At 73.7% G+C, this 18,965-nt stretch carries 20 protein-coding genes; 9 read left to right on the top strand and 11 right to left on the bottom strand.

Translation table 11 applies throughout. From position 1 onward, the window contains the following. The first annotated feature begins 91 nt into the window (after positions 1-91). Positions 92-637: a gamma carbonic anhydrase family protein gene (locus IAG42_RS30510; RefSeq protein ID WP_188340173.1), complete on the top strand. Its 546-nt coding sequence runs from the start codon at positions 92-94 to the stop codon at positions 635-637. Positions 638-672: 35 nt separating this feature from the next. Here IAG42_RS30510 and IAG42_RS30505 read toward each other — a convergent pair whose 3' ends face one another. Together IAG42_RS30505 and IAG42_RS30500 are read right to left on the bottom strand one after the other, a co-directional pair. After that, the gene (locus IAG42_RS30505) at positions 673-1,344 is read right to left on the bottom strand and encodes a DedA family protein (RefSeq protein ID WP_188340172.1); all 672 of its coding nucleotides are present in this window, start codon (positions 1,342-1,344) and stop codon (positions 673-675) included. 186 nt (positions 1,345-1,530) lie between these two features. After that, positions 1,531-1,983, bottom strand: a complete 453-nt coding sequence (locus IAG42_RS30500; RefSeq protein WP_188340171.1) for a DUF4442 domain-containing protein — start codon at positions 1,981-1,983, stop codon at positions 1,531-1,533. A gap of 152 nt (positions 1,984-2,135) precedes the next feature. On the opposite strand from IAG42_RS30500, the gene IAG42_RS30495 reads away from it, so the two are divergent. Both IAG42_RS30495 and IAG42_RS30490 read left to right on the top strand, forming a co-directional pair. Beyond that, positions 2,136-3,188, top strand: coding sequence for a hypothetical protein (locus IAG42_RS30495; RefSeq protein WP_188340170.1), 1,053 nt, complete (start codon positions 2,136-2,138; stop codon positions 3,186-3,188). 74 nt (positions 3,189-3,262) lie between these two features. Further along, a complete protein-coding gene (locus IAG42_RS30490) occupies positions 3,263-4,564 on the top strand; it encodes an MFS transporter (protein WP_188340169.1) in 1,302 nt (433 codons plus the stop codon). Here the strand turns inward: IAG42_RS30490 and IAG42_RS30485 are convergent. From IAG42_RS30485 to IAG42_RS30475, 3 genes are all read right to left on the bottom strand, one after another. Next, positions 4,551-5,342: a spermidine synthase gene (locus IAG42_RS30485; RefSeq protein WP_188341680.1), complete on the bottom strand. Its 792-nt coding sequence runs from the start codon at positions 5,340-5,342 to the stop codon at positions 4,551-4,553. The genes IAG42_RS30490 and IAG42_RS30485 overlap by 14 nt on opposite strands. A gap of 147 nt (positions 5,343-5,489) precedes the next feature. Then, positions 5,490-6,674: an elongation factor Tu gene (gene tuf / locus IAG42_RS30480; protein ID WP_188340168.1), complete on the bottom strand. Its 1,185-nt coding sequence runs from the start codon at positions 6,672-6,674 to the stop codon at positions 5,490-5,492. Between the two features lie 282 nt (positions 6,675-6,956). Then, entirely contained in the window at positions 6,957-7,664 is a 708-nt protein-coding gene (locus tag IAG42_RS30475; RefSeq protein WP_188340167.1) for a DNA alkylation repair protein, read from the bottom strand. Positions 7,665-7,775: 111 nt separating this feature from the next. Between IAG42_RS30475 and IAG42_RS30470 the strand changes: the two genes are divergently transcribed. Continuing rightward, a complete protein-coding gene (locus IAG42_RS30470; RefSeq protein WP_188340166.1) occupies positions 7,776-8,507 on the top strand; it encodes a TVP38/TMEM64 family protein in 732 nt (243 codons plus the stop codon). A 12-nt stretch (positions 8,508-8,519) separates the two neighbouring features. Here IAG42_RS30470 and IAG42_RS30465 read toward each other — a convergent pair whose 3' ends face one another. After that, the gene (locus tag IAG42_RS30465; RefSeq protein WP_188340165.1) at positions 8,520-9,689 is read right to left on the bottom strand and encodes a thiolase family protein; all 1,170 of its coding nucleotides are present in this window, start codon (positions 9,687-9,689) and stop codon (positions 8,520-8,522) included. Between the two features lie 114 nt (positions 9,690-9,803). Here IAG42_RS30465 and IAG42_RS30460 point away from each other — a divergent pair, with 114 nt between their 5' ends. Beyond that, positions 9,804-10,271 carry a winged helix-turn-helix transcriptional regulator gene (locus IAG42_RS30460; protein ID WP_188340164.1) on the top strand — a complete coding sequence of 156 codons (468 nt, stop codon included), beginning with the start codon at positions 9,804-9,806 and terminating at the stop codon, positions 10,269-10,271. Positions 10,272-10,503: 232 nt separating this feature from the next. After that, positions 10,504-11,379, top strand: coding sequence for an undecaprenyl-diphosphate phosphatase (locus IAG42_RS30455; protein ID WP_188340163.1), 876 nt, complete (start codon positions 10,504-10,506; stop codon positions 11,377-11,379). A 2-nt stretch (positions 11,380-11,381) separates the two neighbouring features. On the opposite strand, the gene IAG42_RS30450 is transcribed toward IAG42_RS30455, so the two are convergent. After that, on the bottom strand, positions 11,382-12,437 hold the full coding sequence (locus IAG42_RS30450) for a methyltransferase (protein ID WP_188340162.1): 1,056 nt from the start codon (positions 12,435-12,437) through the stop codon (positions 11,382-11,384). Positions 12,438-12,651: 214 nt separating this feature from the next. Between IAG42_RS30450 and IAG42_RS30445 the strand changes: the two genes are divergently transcribed. Then, positions 12,652-12,825, top strand: coding sequence for a hypothetical protein (locus IAG42_RS30445; protein WP_188340161.1), 174 nt, complete (start codon positions 12,652-12,654; stop codon positions 12,823-12,825). A 26-nt stretch (positions 12,826-12,851) separates the two neighbouring features. Here the strand turns inward: IAG42_RS30445 and IAG42_RS30440 are convergent, their stop codons facing one another. Beyond that, positions 12,852-13,592, bottom strand: coding sequence for an SDR family oxidoreductase (locus IAG42_RS30440; protein ID WP_188340160.1), 741 nt, complete (start codon positions 13,590-13,592; stop codon positions 12,852-12,854). A 40-nt stretch (positions 13,593-13,632) separates the two neighbouring features. Next, entirely contained in the window at positions 13,633-14,301 is a 669-nt protein-coding gene (locus IAG42_RS30435) for a hypothetical protein (RefSeq protein ID WP_188340159.1), read from the bottom strand. 103 nt (positions 14,302-14,404) lie between these two features. On the opposite strand from IAG42_RS30435, the gene IAG42_RS30430 reads away from it, so the two are divergent. Together IAG42_RS30430 and lnt are read left to right on the top strand one after the other, a co-directional pair. Next, positions 14,405-14,884: a nuclear transport factor 2 family protein gene (locus tag IAG42_RS30430; protein WP_188340158.1), complete on the top strand. Its 480-nt coding sequence runs from the start codon at positions 14,405-14,407 to the stop codon at positions 14,882-14,884. Positions 14,885-14,976: 92 nt separating this feature from the next. Further along, the gene (lnt, locus tag IAG42_RS30425) at positions 14,977-16,560 is read left to right on the top strand and encodes an apolipoprotein N-acyltransferase (RefSeq protein WP_188340157.1); all 1,584 of its coding nucleotides are present in this window, start codon (positions 14,977-14,979) and stop codon (positions 16,558-16,560) included. A 193-nt stretch (positions 16,561-16,753) separates the two neighbouring features. On the opposite strand, the gene IAG42_RS30420 is transcribed toward lnt, so the two are convergent. Then, complete coding sequence (locus IAG42_RS30420; protein WP_188340156.1) at positions 16,754-17,659, bottom strand: Gfo/Idh/MocA family protein; 906 nt, start codon at positions 17,657-17,659, stop codon at positions 16,754-16,756. A 78-nt stretch (positions 17,660-17,737) separates the two neighbouring features. After that, positions 17,738-18,949 (bottom strand): FAD-dependent monooxygenase, encoded by a 1,212-nt coding sequence (locus IAG42_RS30415; protein ID WP_188340155.1) that lies wholly within the window; start codon positions 18,947-18,949, stop codon positions 17,738-17,740. Positions 18,950-18,965 lie beyond the last annotated feature (16 nt).

Genomic DNA, 18,965 nt, shown 5'->3' with positions numbered 1-18,965 from the left:
CTCGACGGCCTGTGATCTTCACCCCACGGGTACGGTTCGCTCAGGCGCGACGCAGGCGGAGCACGCCACGACTTGCAAGGAGCGGGATCGCATGGCCCACGAGGCACTCATCGCCGGGTTCGGCGGCAAGGAACCGAAGCTGGACCAGGACGCCTTCGCGGCGCCCAACTCCACGCTGATCGGCGACGTCACGCTGCACGCCGGGGCGAGCGTCTGGTACGGCGCGGTGCTGCGCGCGGAGTTCGAGCCGATCACGCTCGGCGCGGACAGCAACATCCAGGACAACTGCACGGTGCACGTCGACGCCGGGTTCCCGGTGACGATCGGGGAGCGCGTCTCGGTGGGGCACAACGCGGTCCTGCACGGCTGCACGATCGAGGACGACTGTCTGATCGGCATGGGCGCGACGGTGCTCAACGGCGCGGTGATCGGCGCGGGTTCGCTGGTCGCGGCGCAGGCGCTGGTCCCGCAGGGCATGGTCGTCCCGCCGGGTTCGCTGGTCGCGGGCGTGCCGGCGAAGGTGCGGCGCGAGCTCACGCAGGAGGAGCGCGAGGGCGTGACTTTCAACGGCACGGTCTACGTGGACCTGGCCCGCTCCCACCGCGAGGTCCACGAGAAGTCCGCCGACGCGAACTGACCGGCCCCGGGGGCCGGGACCGGTACGGCGGAGCGTCACTCGCCCGCGGGCACCGGCTCCGGCCCGGTCTCCGCCTCGGCCGCCTCGGCCGCCTCGGCCTTGGCGGCGGCCTTCGCGGCCTTGCGCTTGACGATCAGCATCGAGGCGATGCCGATGAGGACGGCCGCGCCGAGACCCACGTACGAGAAGCGCTTGAGCCAGTCCTCGGCGACGACGCCGATGTAGTAGATGACGGCCGTGGTGCCGCCGGCCCAGACGACGCCGCCCAGGAAGTTGGCGATGAAGAACTTCCAGTACGGCATGTGCAGGACGCCGGCCAGCGGGCCGGCGAAGATGCGCAGCAGGGCGATGAAGCGGCCGAAGAACACGGCCCACATGCCCCACTTCTCGAACGACCGCTCCGCGGTGGCCACATGGGCGGGCCCGAAGTGCCGCGGGAACTTGGCGCCGAGTTTGGCGAGGAGGGGCCTGCCGCCCTTGCGGCCGATCGCGTAGCCGATGGAGTCGCCGATCACGGCGCCGGCCGTCGCGCACACGCCGAGCACCAAGGGGTTCACGTCGCCGTGCTGCGAGGACAGCAGGGCGGCGGAGACGAGGACGATCTCACCGGGCAGCGGGATGCCGAGGCTCTCCAGGCCGATGACGCCCGCCACCAAGGCGTAGATGGCGACCGCCGGGATCGTGTCGAGCCATTCCTGGACGTGCAACGCCGTCGCCTCCCGTGCCGGTGCGGTGTCTCCCGAGGCCCTGCCGTCACCTTCCCGCCGTCGGCCGGAGGGCGGCCGGGCGGCGTCTGGTGCCCGGCAGGCGGGAAGGTGACGGCAGGGCCTGGGTGCGCGCCCCCTGTGCCGCGCGCCTCGGGAAGCCTACCTGTTCGGCCTGTTCGGTCCGGATCAGCTGTTGGGCCGCAGGGTCCACACAACGGTCATCTCGCCGGTCACGGCGCCGTCCGCGCGCGTGATGGCGATGCTGACCGGGAACTCCGGGCGCTCGCCCGCGTCCAGCTCGGCGACGACGTCGGCGGCCGGGCGGCCGAGGGTGGCCGTGGCGGTGACCGGGCCCATGGCCAGCTTCTTGTACGCGATCTCGGCGCTGACGGCCAGCGGCACGGCGCGCGAGAGCTGGTCACCGAAGGCGGCGAGGACGATGGCCCCGCTCGCGGACTCGGCCAGCGTGAACATGGCGCCGGCGTGCGGGCCGCCGACGTGGTTGTGGTAGTCCGCCTGGTCGGGCAGCGAGACGACGGCCTTGTCCGGCGTCGTCTCCTGGAACTCGAGGTTCAGCGTGCGGGCCATCGGCACGGTGGCGGCGAGCATGTCGCCGATGGACATCTGGTCTGCGCTCATACCCGTAGGTTACCCACGAGTAGCCTCCTTGGCCATCCCCTCCCCGGCGTCCCCAAATGCCCCAGCCGCGCCGCCTTCGTCCGCCGGAACGTTGCACGTCCGGTACAGGGCAGGGACATCCGTGGCCCCGGAACCCTCTATCGTTGACGGCCATGTGGCCAGGAACGCAGCCGCCCGGGGGCGAGCAGAACCCGCAGGACCCGAATCAGCCGGGACCCAACCCGTATCAGCAGCCGGGGTACCAGCAGCCGAACCCCTATCAGCAGCCGGGGTACCAGCAGCAGCCCAACCCGTACCAGCAGCAGCAACAGCCTGCCTGGAACGCGCCCACGACGCCGATGGGTCCGCCCCAGGCGCCGAAGGGCGGCGGCGGGAACCAGACGAAGATCGTCGCCATCGTCGCCGCGGCCGCCGTCGTCGTGGCCGCGGGCGTGACCGGTTTCCTGGTGCTCGGCGGGGACAAGGACGACGACGCCAAGGGTGATCCGAAGAAGTCGCCCAAGGCCTCGGCGTCCGCTCCGGCGAGCAAGGAGCCCAGCGCGAGCGCGTCCGCGGCGAACCCGCGCGGCGGGGACAACGCGGTGCAGCCGGTCGTCGCCGGCTGGCAGCCTGTCGTGAACACCAAGCACAAGACGGTGTTCGACGTGCCGCCCGGCTGGGAGGTCAGCACCAGCGGCTCGGACCAGATCATCGGCTTCGAGTACGACTACAAGGGCAAGGACGGCAAGAAGGAGCACGGGATGACCACCGTCTCCGCTCCCGCCGAGCTCCAGTCCAAGTGGTGCACCGAGGACTCCGACAAGGACGGCCGCGACGAGGACACCTCGCTGGCCGGCGTCGGCACCCGTGGCGAGAACGGCGCGAAGACCGCCAAGGAAGCCGCCCAGAACCGCATCCCGTGGTGGATCTACGGCGGCTACACCGAGCCGTCCACCAAGGCGGTCAAGCCCGGCAAGCCCCAGGACTTCACCAACAGTCAGGGCATCAAGGGCAGCCTGATCAAGGCCCACTCCGAGGGCAGCCCCAAGAAGGGCAAGTGCGCCAGTGAGGGCAAGGCCGTGGTCTTCGCCTTCCAGAACGGCGTCGGCGACTTCGTGTCCTGGGACCTGTGGGCCGCCAAGGGCGTCAAGAACGAGCTGTCGGACGCGACGATCACCAAGATCCTCAACTCCGTGCGCTACTACGAGGACCCCGAGGCCCAGTAGCACGACCGCTCCCGGCCGGTGTGCGGCCGGGAACCGGCTTGGCAGAACAGGTGTGCGGCGGCGATAGTCCCTGAGTGACCGACGCCGCCGCCTCCCCGCCCCACCAGCCACGACGTCCGCGCCGCCCCGCCTGGGCGGGGCGGAACTACACGCTGCTCGCGGCGTCGGCGTTCATCACGACGCTCGGTTCGCACGGCGCGCTGATCGCCTCCGCGTTCGCCGTGCTCGACGCGGGCGGCGACGCCGGTGACGTGGGCCTGGTCGCGGCCGCCCGCACCCTGTTCCTGGTGGTCTTCCTGCTGGTGGGCGGCGCGGTCGCCGACCGGCTGCCCCGCCATCACGTCATGGTCGCCGCGAACGCCCTGAACTTCCTGTCCCAGGGCGCCTTCGCCCTCCTGGTCCTCCAGGGTGAGCCGCAACTGTGGCAGATGCTGGCGCTCAGCGCCCTGGGCGGCACCGGCCAGGCGTTCTTCAACCCGGCGGCCGAGGGCATGCTGATGTCCTCCGTCTCCGGCGAGCAGGCGTCCCGCGCCTTCGCGCTCTTCCGGATGGGCATGTCCGGCGCCGCCGTCGGCGGGGCCGCGCTCGGCGGGGCGATGGTCGCGGCGCTCGGCCCCGGCTGGGTGCTCGCGCTCGACGCCGCGGCGTTCGCGGTGGCGGGCGCCCTGCGCGCGTTCCTCGACATCGGCCACATCGCGCCGCGCGCACCGGGCTCCGGGCTGCTCGCGGACATCCGCGACGGCTGGCGGGAGGTCGTGGGGCGCCCCTGGCTGTGGGCCGTCATCGCCCAGTTCTCGGTGGTGGTCGCCGTCGTCGGCGCCGCCGAGTCGGTGTTCGGACCGCTGGTCGCCCGGGACGAACTGGGCGGGGCGGGCCCCTGGGGTCTGGCGCTCGGCGCGTTCGGCGCCGGCACGATTCTCGGCGGCCTGCTGATGATGCGCTGGAAGCCGCAGCGCCTCCTGCTCGCCGGCTCCGTGGCCGTCTTCTCGCTGGCCCTGCCGTCGGCCGCGCTCGCCGTGCCCGTGCCCCTGCCGGCCCTGGTCGCGGTCATGTTCGTCAGCGGCGTCACGATCGAGATCTTCGGTGTCTCATGGATCACCGCGCTGCACCAGGAGATACCCGAGGAGAAACTGTCCCGGGTCTCGGCCTACGACTGGTTCGGCTCGGTGGCGATGGTGCCGCTGGCGACCGCTCTGGCCGGCCCCGCCGAGTCGGCCTTCGGCCGCTCCCCCGCACTGTGGGGCTGCGCGGCCCTGGTGGTGCTCGCCACGGCGGCCGTCCTGTGCGTGCCCGACGTACGCAACCTGCGGCGCCGCGAGCCCGAACCGGTCAAGGCCGGCGAGCCCTCGGACCCCGCGGAGCTCACCCCACGCTGAACGAGCCGCCCGGCGGCAGCGGCGAGGGCACCGCGTCGGCGTCCGTCACGGGCCGCGCGTCCCCGATGAGACGGCGCAGCCCGGCACCGTGCTCGACCCGCGCGGGGAACGCGTCACGTGCCGTGCGCCGGGCCAGTTCGGCCACGCCGATCTCGTCCTGGGAGGCGATCAGCACCGCGTTCCCGAACCGCCGCCCGCGCAGCACGGCGGGCTCGGCGATCACCGCGAGGTGGGCGAACACCTCGGCGAAGGTGGCCAGTTGGGACCGCAGGAACGCGAAGGGTGCGCCGTCGGCGAGGTTGGCCGCGTAGACGCCGCCGGGCCTGAGGACCCGGTCGGCCTCCCGCGCGTAGGCGAGCGTCGTCAGATGGGCGGGCACCTGGGAGCCGCCGAACACGTCGGCGACGAGCACGTCCGCCGCGTCGTCGGGCGCCGCCGCGAGCCAGGCGCGGGCGTCCTCGCCGTGCACGCGCACGTCCACTCCGGCGGGCAGCGGCAGATGCTCGCCGACCAGCGCGAGCAGCCCCCGGTCGGCCTCGACGACGTCCTGCCGCGAGCCCGGCCGGGTGGCGGCCACGTACCGGGGCAGGGTGAGGGCGCCGCCGCCGAGGTGCAGCACGTCGAGCGCGCGGCCCTCGTCACCGGCGCGGTCGAGGACGTGCCCGAGGCGCCGCGCGTACTCGAACTCCAGATGCGTCGGATCGTCGAGATCGACGTACGACTGCGGAGCCCCGTCCACCGTGAGCAACCAGGCCCGCCGCCGATCGACGTCCGGCATCAGCTTGGCGAAGCCGTGATCGACAACGCGCCCGACGGGTATGGCCTCGACTTCTGGTTCGCTCACGCCCCTATTGTGCCGGGCCCCCGGAGGGGGAAGGCGCAGGGCCGCACAGCCCCACGCCCCCCCTTCTGAAGGCGCCGCCCCTTACATCAGCACGGCCGAGACGGTGCCGGCCCCGACCGTGCGCCCGCCCTCGCGGATCGCGAAGCCGAGCCCCGCCTCCAGGGGCACGTCCCGTCCCAGCTCGACGGTCATGGTGACCGTCTCGCCGGGCCGGGCGACACCGGCCTCCCCGAGGTCGACGTCCCCCACGACGTCCGCCGTGCGCAGATAGAACTGCGGCCGGTACCCGGTGGAGAGCGGCGTACTGCGCCCGCCCTCCTTCGCGGAGAGCACGTACACCTGCGCGGTGAAGCGCCGCGCGGGCCGGACGCTGCCCGGCTCGGCGACGACGTGCCCGCGCCGCACGGCGTCGCGCGGGACACCGCGCAGCAGCAGCGCCACGTTGTCCCCCGCCTGCGCCTCCTCCATCGGCTTGCCGAAGGTCTCGACGCCGGTGACGACGGTCTCCGCGTCCTTGAGGGCCTCGGTCCCGTACACCCGGACCCGGTCCCCGACGCGGACGCGCCCGCGCTCGACGGCGCCGGTGACGACGGTGCCGCGCCCGCTGATCGTCAGCACGTTCTCGACGGACAGCAGGAACGGCGCGTCCACGTACCGCTCGGGCATCGGCACGTACGTGTCCACGGCGTCGAGCAGCGCCTCGACGGCGGCCGCCCAGCGCGGGTCGCCCTCCAGGGCGCGCAGCCCGGAGACCCGGACGACGGGGACGGAGTCGCCGCCGTACCCGTGCGCGGAGAGCAGCTCGCGCACCTCCAGCTCCACGAGGTCGGTGAGCTCGTCGTCGCCGGCGTCCGCCTTGTTGAGCGCGACGACGATGTGGTCGACGCCGACCTGCCGGGCGAGGAGCACGTGCTCGGCGGTCTGCGGCATGATCCCGTCGAGCGCGGAGACGACGAGGATGGCCCCGTCGAGCTGGGCGGCGCCCGTGACCATGTTCTTGACGTAGTCGGCGTGGCCCGGCATGTCCACGTGCGCGTAGTGCCGGGTGTCGGTCTCGTACTCGACATGCGCGATGTTGATGGTGATGCCGCGCTGCGCCTCCTCGGGCGCCTTGTCGATGCGGTCGAACGGCACGAAGGTGCCGGAGCCGCGCTCGGCGAGGACCTTGGTGATGGCGGCGGTCAGCGTGGTCTTGCCGTGGTCGACGTGGCCCATGGTGCCGATGTTGAGGTGCGGCTTGGTGCGCACGTATGCCGTCTTGGGCATGACTGGGTGGTCCCTTCCGGAACAGAAAAAGTGAAGCCTCCTGTGTGAGGCGGGGACCCCTGAGCGGTACCGACCCTCCCCCTGCGGGGTCCGCCGGAGTGTCCGGAGAGGGTCAGCTTCGCGCGCCGTCGACGGCTGCTGCGAGGCAGTGGGTGGCGGCAGCCCGAGCAGCGCCCGCGACTGCGGGCGTAGCTGCGTGAGTGGCGTGCCGGAACATGAGGCAGATCATCGCCGACCCGGCGGCGTGCGTCGAACGATTTTCCGCGCCCGGCGCGGGAGTTGTCAGGGGCCGGTGTGCTTGAGCGCCTCGCGCACGGACAGCGGCGCGAGCGCGTCCCGGTGCGCGGCGACGAAGGCCCGTACGGCGTCGGGGTCGGTCTTCGCGTACGCGCGCAGGCTCCAGCCGATGGCCTTGCGGAGGAAGAACTCGCTGTCGCCCGCCCGGCGCAGGCAGTACCCGAAGAGGCGCTCCGTGTCGGTGGTGTCCGCGCGGCGGAGCTGGTGGAGCAGGGCGGTGCGGGCGAGCCAGATGTCTTCGTCGGCGATCCAGCGGTCCATCTCGGCGGTGAGCGCCGGGTCCGCGGCGACGAGGGCGCCGACGACGTGTGCGGCGAGCAGGTCGACGGTGTCCCACCACGGGTCGGTCGTGATCAGGTGCCGGGCGACGGGGAGGAAGGCGGAGGTGAGCTTGCCCTTGTGGCGGCACAGGTAGTCGACGGCGAAGTACGCGTACTCGCGCTCGGGCAGGGCCCAGCAGCGCAGTGCGACGGCGGTGAGGTCGCGTTCGCCGGGGCGCGGCGTGCCGGCCAGGACGGCCCGGGTCCGCTCCTTGCGCACCGGTTGGGGCAGTCCGAGGAACGGGGCGACGTCCTTCATGTAGGCGCGCATCGTCGCCGCGCGCGCGGGGTCCGCGACGGCCTCGTACGCGGTGGGCAGCCGGGACAGGATCGTGTCGGCGAGCGCGCTGGGCGGCGGTGTGAGGACGGACATCGCGCTCCCCCCTGGGCGACGGGACCCGGCAGGTGGGGCAAGGCCGGTGAGGCCTGGCAGGTGAGACCCACCCTACGGCGATCTTACGGAGAGGTCGGTTACTCTCCCCGGATGTTCGAGACCGTCCCCGCCCGTCCCGCCGGGTTCACCACGCGCTGCACCAGGGTGCTCCTTTCTCCCTGGTCACGGCTGTCGCTCCTGGTGATGCTGCTCGCGGCGGGGGCGACCTCGGTGCTGCTGTTCGAGCCGCAGCGCCTGCTGGAGCGGGGCTGGCCGCCGCAGGTGGACGGCGCCGCCGCGCTGGTCCTGTTCACGGTGGCGTACGGGCTGTGCACGGTGGCGTTCGTGCCGCGGCCGTTCATCAGTCTGGCGGCGGGAGCGCTGTTCGGGTCCGCGCTCGGGCTGGCCGGCGCGATCGGCGGGACGGTGCTCGGCGCGGGGATCGCGTTCGGGCTGGGCAGGATCCTCGGGCAGGACGCGCTGCGCCCGCTGCTGCGCGGGCGCTGGCTCAAGGCGGCGGACGGGCAGCTCAGCCGGCACGGTTTCCGCTCGATGCTGGCGGTCCGGCTGTTCCCCGGCGTCCCGTTCTGGGCGGCGAACTACTGCGCCTCGGTGTCCCGCATGGGCTGGACCCCGTTTCTCGTGGCGACGGGGCTGGGTTCGATCCCGAACACGGCGGCGTACGTGGTGGCGGGCGCCACGGCGGCGACGCCCACGTCCCCGGTGTTCCTGGTGTCGACGGGATTCATCGTGGTGACGATGCTGGCGGGCGCGGCGGTCGCCTGGCGCAAGCGCCACGCCCTGAAGCACCGGGTCCGCTCCGGCGAGCCGTCCGGGGTCTGACCTCCGCCGGGCTCAGAGGGCCTCGACGATCGTGGCGTTGGCGAGTCCCCCGGCCTCGCACATGGTCTGCAGTCCGTAGCGGCCGCCGCGGGCGCGCAGCGCGTGCACCATCGTGGTCATCAGGCGCGCCCCGCTGGCGCCCAGGGGGTGGCCGAGGGCGAGGGCGCCGCCGTGCACGTTCAGCCGGGCCGGGTCGGCGCCGGTCTCCCGCAGCCAGGCGAGGACGACGGCGGCGAAGGCCTCGTTGACCTCGAACAGGTCGATGTCGCCGAGGTCGAGCCCGGCTCGGCGCAGCACCTTCTCGGTGGCGGGCACGACGCCGGTCAGCATGAGGAGCGGGTCGGAGCCCGTGACGGCGAAGGAGTGCAGCCGGGCCAGCGGGCGCAGTCCGAGCCGGGCCGCGTGCTCGCTGGTGGTGATCAGCAGGGCGGAGGCGCCGTCGTTGACCGGGCTGGCGTTGCCCGCGGTCACGTTCCAGGTGATCTGGGGGAACCGCTCCTCGAACGCGGCGTCGTAGTAGGCGGGCTTGAGTCCGCCGAGGACCTCGGACGAGGTGCCGGGCCGGACGGACTCGTCGCGCGTGATGCCGTCGAGCGGGGCGACCTCGGCGTCGAACAGTCCGGCGTCCCCGGCGGCCGCTGCCTTCGCGTGCGACGTGACGGCGTACGCGTCCATCCGCTCCCGGGACAGGCCCCACTTCGCGGCGATCAGTTCGGCGCTGATGCCCTGTGGCACGAGGCCCTCCGGGTAGCGCGCGGCGACCCCCGGGCCGAAGGGGTCGGCCCCTTCCGGCACGTTCGACCACATGGGGACGCGGCTCATCGACTCGACGCCGCAGGCGATCACGAGGTCGTAGGCGCCGGACAGGACGCCCTGCGCGGCGAAGTGGACCGCCTGCTGGGAGGAGCCGCACTGCCGGTCGACCGTGGTGGCGGGCACGGTCTCGGGGAAGCCGGCGGACAGGACGGCGTAGCGGGTGGTGTTCATGGCCTGCTCGGCGACCTGGTCGACGGTGCCGCCGATGACGTCGTCGACGAGCGCGGGGTCGATCCCGGTGCGGTCGACGAGGGCGCGCAGGGTGTGGGCGAGGAGTTCGACGGGGTGGACGTGGGCGAGCGCACCGCTCGGCCTGCCCTTTCCGATCGGGGTGCGTACGGCTTCGACGATGACGGCGTCACGCATGGCTCGGGCCTCCGGGGCGTGTGCGGTTACGCGTGAGTAGGAAATCCGGACTCACCATAGCGCTGCGAGTTTGGAAATCAAACCCTTCCTTGTGGCGGCCCCTACACTGGCCGCATGCCAGCTGCCGCCAAGGACCCGCGCCCCTGCTCGATCGCCGACACCCTGGCCGTGGTCGGCGAGAAGCACTCCCTGCTCGTGCTCCGCGAGGTGTGCCTGGGCAACGGCCGCTTCGACCGGCTCGTCCGGAACATCGGGGCGCCGCGCGACATCCTGGCCGCCCGCCTCAAGCGGCTCGTCGAGGCCGGGATCCTGGAGAAGGTCGCCTACCAGGAGCGGCCGCAGCGCTTCGAGTACCGCCCGACCCAGGCCGGCCTGGAGCTCGAGCCGGTGCTGATGACGCTCATGGCCTGGGGCGACCGCCATCTGCGCGACGACCGCCCGATGGTGATCGAGCACGGCTGCGGTCACGACCTGCGGCCCGTCGTGACCTGCGCCGAGTGCGGCGAGGCGGTGCGCCACGAGGACCTGCGGGCCCACCCGCAGGCGCCGGGCTGGACGACGTCGGGCCCCGAGGCCGCCTGACCGCGCACCCGGGCACCCGCGCACCCGCGCGTCCGCGCCGCCGCCGGTACATTCCGGACACTCGGGGCGGGTCCGCGCACGGGGGACGCGACCCCGTGGGAGGCCCGTCATTTTCGGGCGCTACGCTGCCCCCGCGTTCGCCCGCGACCCATGCGGGTGCGCCTCGCCGTGCCCGGACCGCGTTCGCGGGAACCGGTCTTCCGTCCCGTCACCTGGATCGCGTCTCTCCTTCATGTCTTGGTTCGAATCATTCATTCTCGGACTCGTCCAGGGGCTGACAGAGTTCCTGCCGATCTCGTCGAGCGCCCATCTGCGGCTCACCGCCGCGTTCGCCGGCTGGCACGACCCGGGGGCGGCCTTCACGGCGATCACCCAGCTCGGCACCGAGACCGCGGTGGTGATCTACTTCCGCAAGGACATCGCACGGATCATCTCGGCGTGGTTCAGGTCGCTCACCGACAAGACGCTGCGCGGCGACCACGACGCCCAGATGGGCTGGCTGGTGATCGTCGGCTCCATACCCATCGGCGTGCTGGGCCTCGCGTTCAAGGACCAGATCGAGGGCCCGTTCCGTGATCTGCGTCTGACGGCGACGACGCTGATCGTGCTCGGCGTCGTGCTCGGCATCGCGGACCGGCTCGCGGCGCGTGACGAGCTGGGCGGCCGGCACCGCGCCGTGCGCTCGCGCAAGGAGCTCAAGGACCTGTCGGTCAAGGACGGTCTGATCTACGGCCTGTGCCAGGCGATGGCGCTGATCCCGGGCGTCTCCCGGTCCGGCGCGACCATCAGCGGCGGCCTCTTCCTCGGCTACACGCGCGAGTCGGCGGCCCGCTACTCGTTCCTGCTGGCCATCCCCGCGGTGCTCGCCTCGGGCGTCTTCGAGCTGAAGGACGCGACGGAGGGCGGCCACGTCTCGTGGGGGCCGACGATCTTCGCCACGGTCATCGCGTTCGGCGTCGGTTACGCGATCATCGCCTGGCTGATGAAGTTCATCTCGACGAAGAGCTTCATGCCGTTCGTCTACTACCGGATCGCGCTCGGCATCGCCCTGTTCGTCCTCGTGTCGCTGGGTGTCCTGAGCCCGCACGCGGCCGAGTCGGCGGGCTGACCTCAGGCCTGGACGGCCTGAACGGCCCGGACCGCCTCGATCACCGAGAGCCCCACCGGTTCCGGCAGCCGCGTCACTCTCGTCACGGCGAGTCCCGCCCGCGCGCACAGCGCCCGGAACTCCGCCTCGGTGCGCTCGCGCCCGCCCACGTTGACCAGCATGTTCAGGTCGCCGAGATACATCATGGGCGGCTGTGTCCCGTCGACGGTGTCCGGAAGCACGACCTCGACGACCAGGATCCGGCCGTGGGCCGGCAGCACGGCGCGGACGTGGCCGAGGAGCGTGGCGGCCCGGTCGTCGTCCCAGTCGTGAACGACGCCCTTGAGCAGGTAGACGTCCGATCCGGCGGGCACGGAGGCGAAGAAGTCGCCGGTCACGATGGTGCAGCGGTCGGTGACTCCGGCGGCTTCGAGGACCGGCCCCGCGTCGGCGGCGGCCATCGGCGTCTCGAACAGCACGCCCCGCAGCCCCGGGTACGCGGACAGGACGGCGGCGAGCACAGCGCCGTCGCCGCCGCCCACGTCGGTGACCGAGCGGGCGCCGGACAGGTCGAGCACCGCGGGCAGCAGCGCGGCGGCGGCACGGCCGCCCTGACGCATCGACGCATTGAACGCCCGGGACAGCTCCGGGTGCGCGGCGAGGTGGCCGAAGAAGTCCGTGCCGAACAGGTCGGCGAAGACGGGCCCGCCAGTGCGGACGCTCTCGTCGAGCCGGGCCCAGGAGCCGATCATCGCCGGGTCCAGGAACATCCGCACGAAGTCGGCCATGGAGTCCGCGCGGTCGGTGCGCAGTAGGGCCCCTCGGGCGGTCAGGGCGAAGGCGCCGGGCCGGGACTCGGTGGCCAGTCCGGAGGCGGCGAGGGCCCGGAGCAGCCGGCGGGTGGCGTCGGGGTCGGTGCCCAGGTCCGCGGCGACGTCGGCGGCGTCCCGGGGGTGGTCGCCGAGCCGGTCGGCGACGCCGAGGCGTACGGCGGCGGCAAGGGCCTGGGCGGCCATGTGGCCGAAGACGGTGCTCATGAGCGCGCCCCGGTCGTCACCGGCGGGCTCGGTCTCGGGCATGACGTCCTCCACGGAAGTCGACGGCTCGGGACGACCGTCGCGTGCGCTTCCACCCTACGAGGGCACGACGGCCGTGACCTGCGGAGTGCCGGCACGGCGGGCCGACCGCCCCGTGCACCCCGAACCGTCAACTCCCGCTCACATTCGATCACTTGGCGCACTCGAACGCTCGCTCAGGGTTCCCAACCGGGCAGCGCGCACGTAGCCTTGGCACATGCCGCCTGTCATTTCCCGTCCCTCGCGGTCCGCCGACGAGGTGAACGAGCAGATCCGCAGCCTGTGGCTGCGGGCGGGGGGCCGCCTGACCGCGGAGCAGCGGGCGCAGTACGCGCTGCTGGTCACCGAGTGGGCGGAAGCGACCCGGTCGGAGGTCCCGGAGGCCGCCTGACCGGGCCCGCGCCCGCGCCGTGCGGGTCAGCGCCCGCCGGCCACCCTGAGCACCGTGCCCGTCGTGTACGCCGCGCTGGGCGAGAGCAGCCAGGCGATCGCCGCCGCGACCTCCTCCGCCGTGCCGGGCCGGCGCAGCGGGATGCCGGGCGCCGCGGCCGCGGCCCGGCCGGGGTCGCCGCTCGCCGCGTGGATCTCCGTGTCGATGATGCCGGGCGCCACCGCGTTGACCCGTACGCCGAGCGGCCCGAGCTCCTTGGCGAGGCCCAGGGTGATGGTGTCGACGGCGGCCTTCGAGGCGGCGTAGTGGACGTAGTCGCCGGGGCTGCCGAGGGTGGCGGCGGCCGAGGACACGTTCACGATGGCGCCTTCGCCGGCGGCGCCCATGTCGCGGGCGGCGCGGCGGCAGCAGAGCAGGACTCCGAGCACGTTCACGTCGACGACGCGGCGCAGGTCGTCGGTGCTGGTGTCGGCGAGCGGGCCGAGCGGGGCGGTGACGCCCGCGTTGTTCACCAGGCCGGTGAGCGCGCCGAGTTCGGCCTGCGCGAGGTCGAAGAGTCGCTCGACGTCGGCCTCCCGGGAGGTGTCGGCCCGGGCGACGACACAGCGGGCGCCGGCGTCGCGCACGGCGTCCGCGGTGCGTTCGGCCGCGTCCTTGTCGCTGACGTAGGACAGCGCGATGTCGTGGCCGTCGTGCGCGAGGCGCAGCGCGGTGGCGGCGCCGATGCCGCGGCTGCCGCCGGTGACGAGGGTGCGGGGGCGGGTCAAGGAGTCCTCCCGGACGGGGTGCGGTCCCTCAGGACGATGATCACGTCGCGCCGGGCGCACCGTACCAGCGCCACGAGGTCCGGCGCGCGTGACCCGGCAGGTCGCCGCGGCCCGTCGCCCACAGCAGGGTCGGCCAGGGCGGGGTGTCCCGCGGCACGTCGGGGAAGAGGCGGCGCAGCGAGCGGGCGCACAGGTCCGCGGGCGCCTCGAAGGGGACTCCGAGGCCGAGTGCGAGGTCGTGGGTGTGCACGAGGGTCTCGACGACGCCCATCGCGGCGAAGCCCTCGGGGTCGCTGACGCCGAACACGTGGTGGCCGCGGGCAGTCGGCGGCGTGGCCCGCACCACGGCGACGAGCAGCCCGCCGCAGTCCTCCAGTGTGCGGAACATGGCCTCGGCTCCGCCCTCGCGGTCGGCCGTGACGGTGTTCAACGGACCCTCGGGGCGGCGCCGGTCGCCGCCGTAGGGATCGCCGGGTTCGGTTCTCGGGCTCAGGGAGCCGATGCCCGCGGCGTAGAAGAAGAGGTCGTCGGCGAGGTGTTCGCCGGTCTCCCAGCAGGTCCAGGTGAGAGGGCCCGCGGGGGCGTCCCAGTCGGCCGCGGCGGCGGGGCGCAGTGTGGTCACGGCGAGCCGCACGGCCTGGGCGACGTCGTCGGCGGTGACCGGTCCGGTGACCGCCGCGGATGCCGTCGTGTTCGGTTCAGCTGACATGCGGGCCACCGTAACGGACCCGGTGTCGCAAAAGTTCCACGCCTCAACGTCCGGTCGGCGCACGCCTCTTGGATCCGCTCACCGCACACTCGACACTGATCCGATGACGCAGCGTGTGGAACTCGCGACCGTCCTCGACCGGCTCGCCGTCGACGAGCTGGTGACCGACTACGCGGTGGCCGTGGACGACGGCGACTGGGCGGCGTACCGCGCCCTGTTCGCCCCCGGCGGCCGCGCCGACTACCGCACGGCGGGCGGCGTGGAGGGCAGTGCGGAGGAGATCGCGCGCTGGCTGTCCGAGACGATGGAGCTGTTCCCGATGCGGCAGCATCTGATCGTCAACCGCCGGGTGCGGTTCGGCCGGCTCGACCGCGACGTGGGCGACGAGGCGCTGGTCCAGGCCGACTACATCAACCCGATGCGGTTCCCCGGCGACGGCACGGCCCCGGACTTCGAGTGCGGCGGCCGCTACGCGTTCGACCTGGTCAGGACGCACGCCGGCTGGCGTCTGCACCGGGTCACCGTGCACGAGAAGTGGCGCCGCCTGCCGGAGCGCGCGGCGAGCGCCCCGGGCGGCTCCTGACCCGCGCCGCCGGGCCCACTGTCGTTGATCGCCCGGGGCGCGCACACTGAAGGGACCTCTGCAGGTCTCGTACGAGGACGGAGGCGCGGCCCATGGTGGGTTGGCGGCGGCGGCTCGACGTGTCGCCCTGGTGGCGGGGCGGGGCGGCGGCCGGGGCGGGCGCGCTGCCGGCGCTGGCGTTCCCCGCGCCGTCGTTGTGGTGGTTCGCCTACGTCGCGCTCGTGCCGTGGATGCTGCTGGCGCGCTCGGCGGACACACCGCGCCGGGCCGCCCTGGACGGCTGGCTCGGCGGCCTCGGGTTCATGCTCGCCGTGCACCACTGGCTGCTGCCGAGTCTGCACGTGTTCACGGTCGTCATCGCGGCGCTGCTCGGCGCCTTGTGGGCGCCGTGGGGGCTGCTGCTGCGGCGGCTGCTGCACGGGACGCCCACACCGGGGCAGGCGGCGGCCGCGCTCGTCGCCGTGCCCTCGGGCTGGCTGATGGTGGAACTGGTGCGCTCCTGGGAGGGGTTGGGCGGGCCGTGGGGCCTGCTCGGGTCCAGCCAGTGGCAGGTGGTGCCCGCGCTGCGGCTCGCGTCCGTGGGCGGGGTGTGGCTGGTGAGCCTGCTGGTGGTCACGGTGAACACGGCGATCGTGGTGCTGCTCGTGGCCCGTGAGGCGCGTACGCCGGCCGTGGCGGGGCTCGTCGCGACCATCACCGTGACGGGGGCCGCGTGGGCCTGGGCGCCGCGCCCCGAGACGGACGGGCGGACACGGATCGCGGTGGTGCAGGCCGGGACGGTGACCGGGGACGCGAGCGCGGAGCGCCGCTTCGACCGCGAGGAGGCACTGACCCGGGAGCTGATCGGACAGGACGTCGACCTGGTCGTGTGGGGCGAGAGCAGCGTCGGCTACGACCTGACCGAACGCCCCGACCTGGCCCGCCGGATCGCGGCGCTGTCCCGGGCGGTGGGCGCGGACGTGCTGGTCAACGTGGACGCGCGGCGCCCCGCGTCGGACGGCTCAGGGGCCCAGGGCATCTACAAGAGCTCGGTGCTGATCGGGCCCGACGGGCCGACCGGCGCACGCTACGACAAGATGCGGCTCGTCCCGTTCGGCGAGTACGTGCCGGCGCGCGGGCTGCTGGGCTGGGCCACGTCCGTGGGCAGGGCGGCGGGCGAGGACCGCATGCGGGGCACCCGGCAGGTCGTCATGGACGTGCGGAACGGGAACGGTGGCGGCGCCCTGCGGGTCGGGCCCCTGGTCTGCTTCGAGTCCGCGTTCCCCGACATGACGCGGAAGCTGACGCAGGACGGGGCACAGGTGCTGCTCGCCCAGTCGTCGACGTCGTCGTTCCAGCACAGTTGGGCACCGGAGCAGCACGCGTCCCTGGCGGCGGTGCGGGCGGCGGAGACCGGGCGCCCGATGGTGCACGCGACGCTGACCGGGGTGTCGGCGGTGTACGGGCCCGACGGGGCGCGGGCGGGCGCGTGGCTGGGGACGTCGGCGAGCGCGGCCCGCGTCTTCGACGTGCCTACGGCTCAAGGTACGACGCTGTACGTGCGGTTCGGGGACTGGCCGGTGCACGGCGCCGTCGCGGTGCTGGTCGCCCTCGGCGCGGCGGAACTGCTCCGCAGGTCGCGGCGCCCCTCGGCGTCCCCGTCGACCCGCCCCGGAGTCCCCGGCGCCGTCCGCTGAAGCCGCCGGGAACTCCGGGGCCCCTGGGGCGCACGAAGTGTGCCGTCCAGGGGCGCGGGGAACTGCGCGAGAAGCCCCACCGGCCCGCGGCCCGCGACGAGGCGGCAAGGCTCACCTCCGATGCGGCCAAGGAGCGCGGGGAACTGCGCGACCAGCCCCCAACGGCCCGCAGCGGACGACGAGACCGCACGCCTCACCGCCCGATGCGGCTGACCTCCATGACGACCCGCTCGCACAGCTCATGCGTGGCCAGCGCGTCCCGCGCACTCACGACATGCCCACCGCGCACCCCGTCGAGGAACGCCAGCACGGCCTGCTCGATGCCCCGCTGACGGGCCACGGGCACCCAGTCCCCCCGCCGCCGAACCGTCGGCTGTCCCTTGTGGTCGATGACCTCCGCAAGGTTCAGCACCTGCCGCTTGCTGTCCTCGCCGGACACCTCGAGGATCTCCTCGGCCGAGCCGCTGAGCCGGTTCATGACCCCGAGCGCGGTGAACCCGTCCCCGGCGAGCTGCAGCACGACGTGGTGGAGCAGCCCGTCCACGACCCGCGCCCGTACCGTGATGTCGTCGACGACGCCCGGCACGAGGAAGCGCAGTGTGTCGACGACGTGGATGAAGTCGTCGAGGATCATCGCCCGGGGTTCCTCGGGCAGCCCGACCCGGTTCTTCTGCATGAGGATCAGCTCGCGCGGATGGTCGGCGCACTGCGTGTATCCGGGGGCGTAGCGCCGGTTGAAGCCGACGGCGAGTCCGACCCCCCGCTCCTCCGCGAGCCGCACGAGCCGCTCGGAGTCGGCGAGTTCGTAGGCGAGCGGCTTGTCCACGTACGTGGGGACGCCGGCCTCGAGGAGCCGCGTGACGATCTCGGGGTGCACCGAGGTCGGGGCGTGCACGAACGCGGCGTCGAGCCCCTGCGCGAGCAGCGCGTCGAGGTCCGCGTGCCGCTGCTCGGGCGGGAGCCGCAGCGTGTCCGCGACGCGGTCGAGGGTGGCGGGCGTCCGGGTCTGCAGATGCAGCTCGATCCCGGGCTGGGCGCCGAGTACCGGCAGGTACGCCTTCTGCGCGATGTCCCCGAGTCCGATGCAGCCGACCTTCACGTGCCCGCGCTCCTCTGTCCCCGCTCGCCCGGGCCCATGATGGCCCGGACTCCCTGCGGGCAGCATAGACGCGCCAGGTCAGACCCGCTCCCGGCGCCCGTCCGGGTACGGGGCGGCCTGCGGGGGCCGCCAGTCGGCGATGCCGTCCATGCCGCGCAGCAGCAGCGCGGGCCCGAGGGCGCCGACGGCGCGGATCGCCGCGTTGCGCACGGCGATCCCGGGCCGGTTGCGCATCATGTTGAACCGGCTGATGGCCGCCGACCTGCGGACGATCCCGCTCGTGCGGGCGAGGCGGGCCGCCGTGTAGCCGGCCAGGTCCGGGGCGCGGCCGGGGGCCGCGTGGTGGGCGAGGACGACGGCGTCCTCGATGGCCTGGTTGCCCCCCTGGCCGAGCGTGGGCGCCATGGCGTGCGCGGCGTCGCCGAGGAGGGCGACCCGGCCGCGGTGGAGGGCGGGCAGCGGCTCGGTGATGTGGTGGACGTCGTGCCGCAGCACCCGGTCGGGTTCGGCCGCGTCCAGGATCGCGGGGATCGGATCGTGCCAGTCGCCGAACCGGCGCAGCAGTTCGGCCTTCTCGTCACCGCCGGGCGCCCGGCCTCCGGCCGGGGTCATGGCCGCGGCGTACGCGTAGACGGTGCCGTCCGCGAAGGGATGCGTGCCCCAGAGCCGGCCCGGCCCCCAGCTCTCGTGCTGGACGAAGGGCCGGCCGAGCGCGGGCACGAGGACGCGCCAGGTGGTGAATCCGGCGTACGTGACCCCGGGGTGGCCGGGGAAGAGCGCGCCGCGCACGGCGGAGCGGACCCCGTCGGCGCCGACGACGAGGCCGGCCGCGAACTCCTCCCCGTCCGCGGTCACCCGCGCCGGGCGGCCCGGATCGGCCGGATCGCCGGGGTCGGTGAGGCGGGCGGCGCGGCCGGTGCGCACCGTGCCGTGCGGAAGGCGGGAGGCGAGTTTGTCGATGAGGGTGGCGCGGTGCAGCAGCACCAGCGGACCGCCGAAGCGTTCTTCCGCGCGCCGCGCGTCGGAGCGGGACAGCCAGCGGCCGCCCGGCGTCATGAGTCCGCCCGCGCCCGTCCACGCGGCCAGGTCGCGGATCTCGTCCCCGAGGCCGACCACGTCCAGCGCGCGCAGGGCGTTGGGCGCGAGGGCGATGCCCGCGCCCACGGGCTTCAGCTCCTCGGCGCGCTCCAGCACGGTCACGCGCCGGCCGCTCAGATGGAGGGCCAGGGCGGCGGTGAGCCCGCCGATCCCGCCGCCGACCACCAAGGCGGTGTCCTCGGCCGATGTCATGACGCCTCCCCGTGCG

It is taken from the genome of Streptomyces xanthii (assembly GCF_014621695.1).
Taxonomy (GTDB): Bacteria; Actinomycetota; Actinomycetes; order Streptomycetales; family Streptomycetaceae; genus Streptomyces; species Streptomyces xanthii.
The sequence above is the reverse complement of the archived record's forward strand: the minus strand, read 5'-3'. Positions and strand labels throughout refer to the sequence as shown.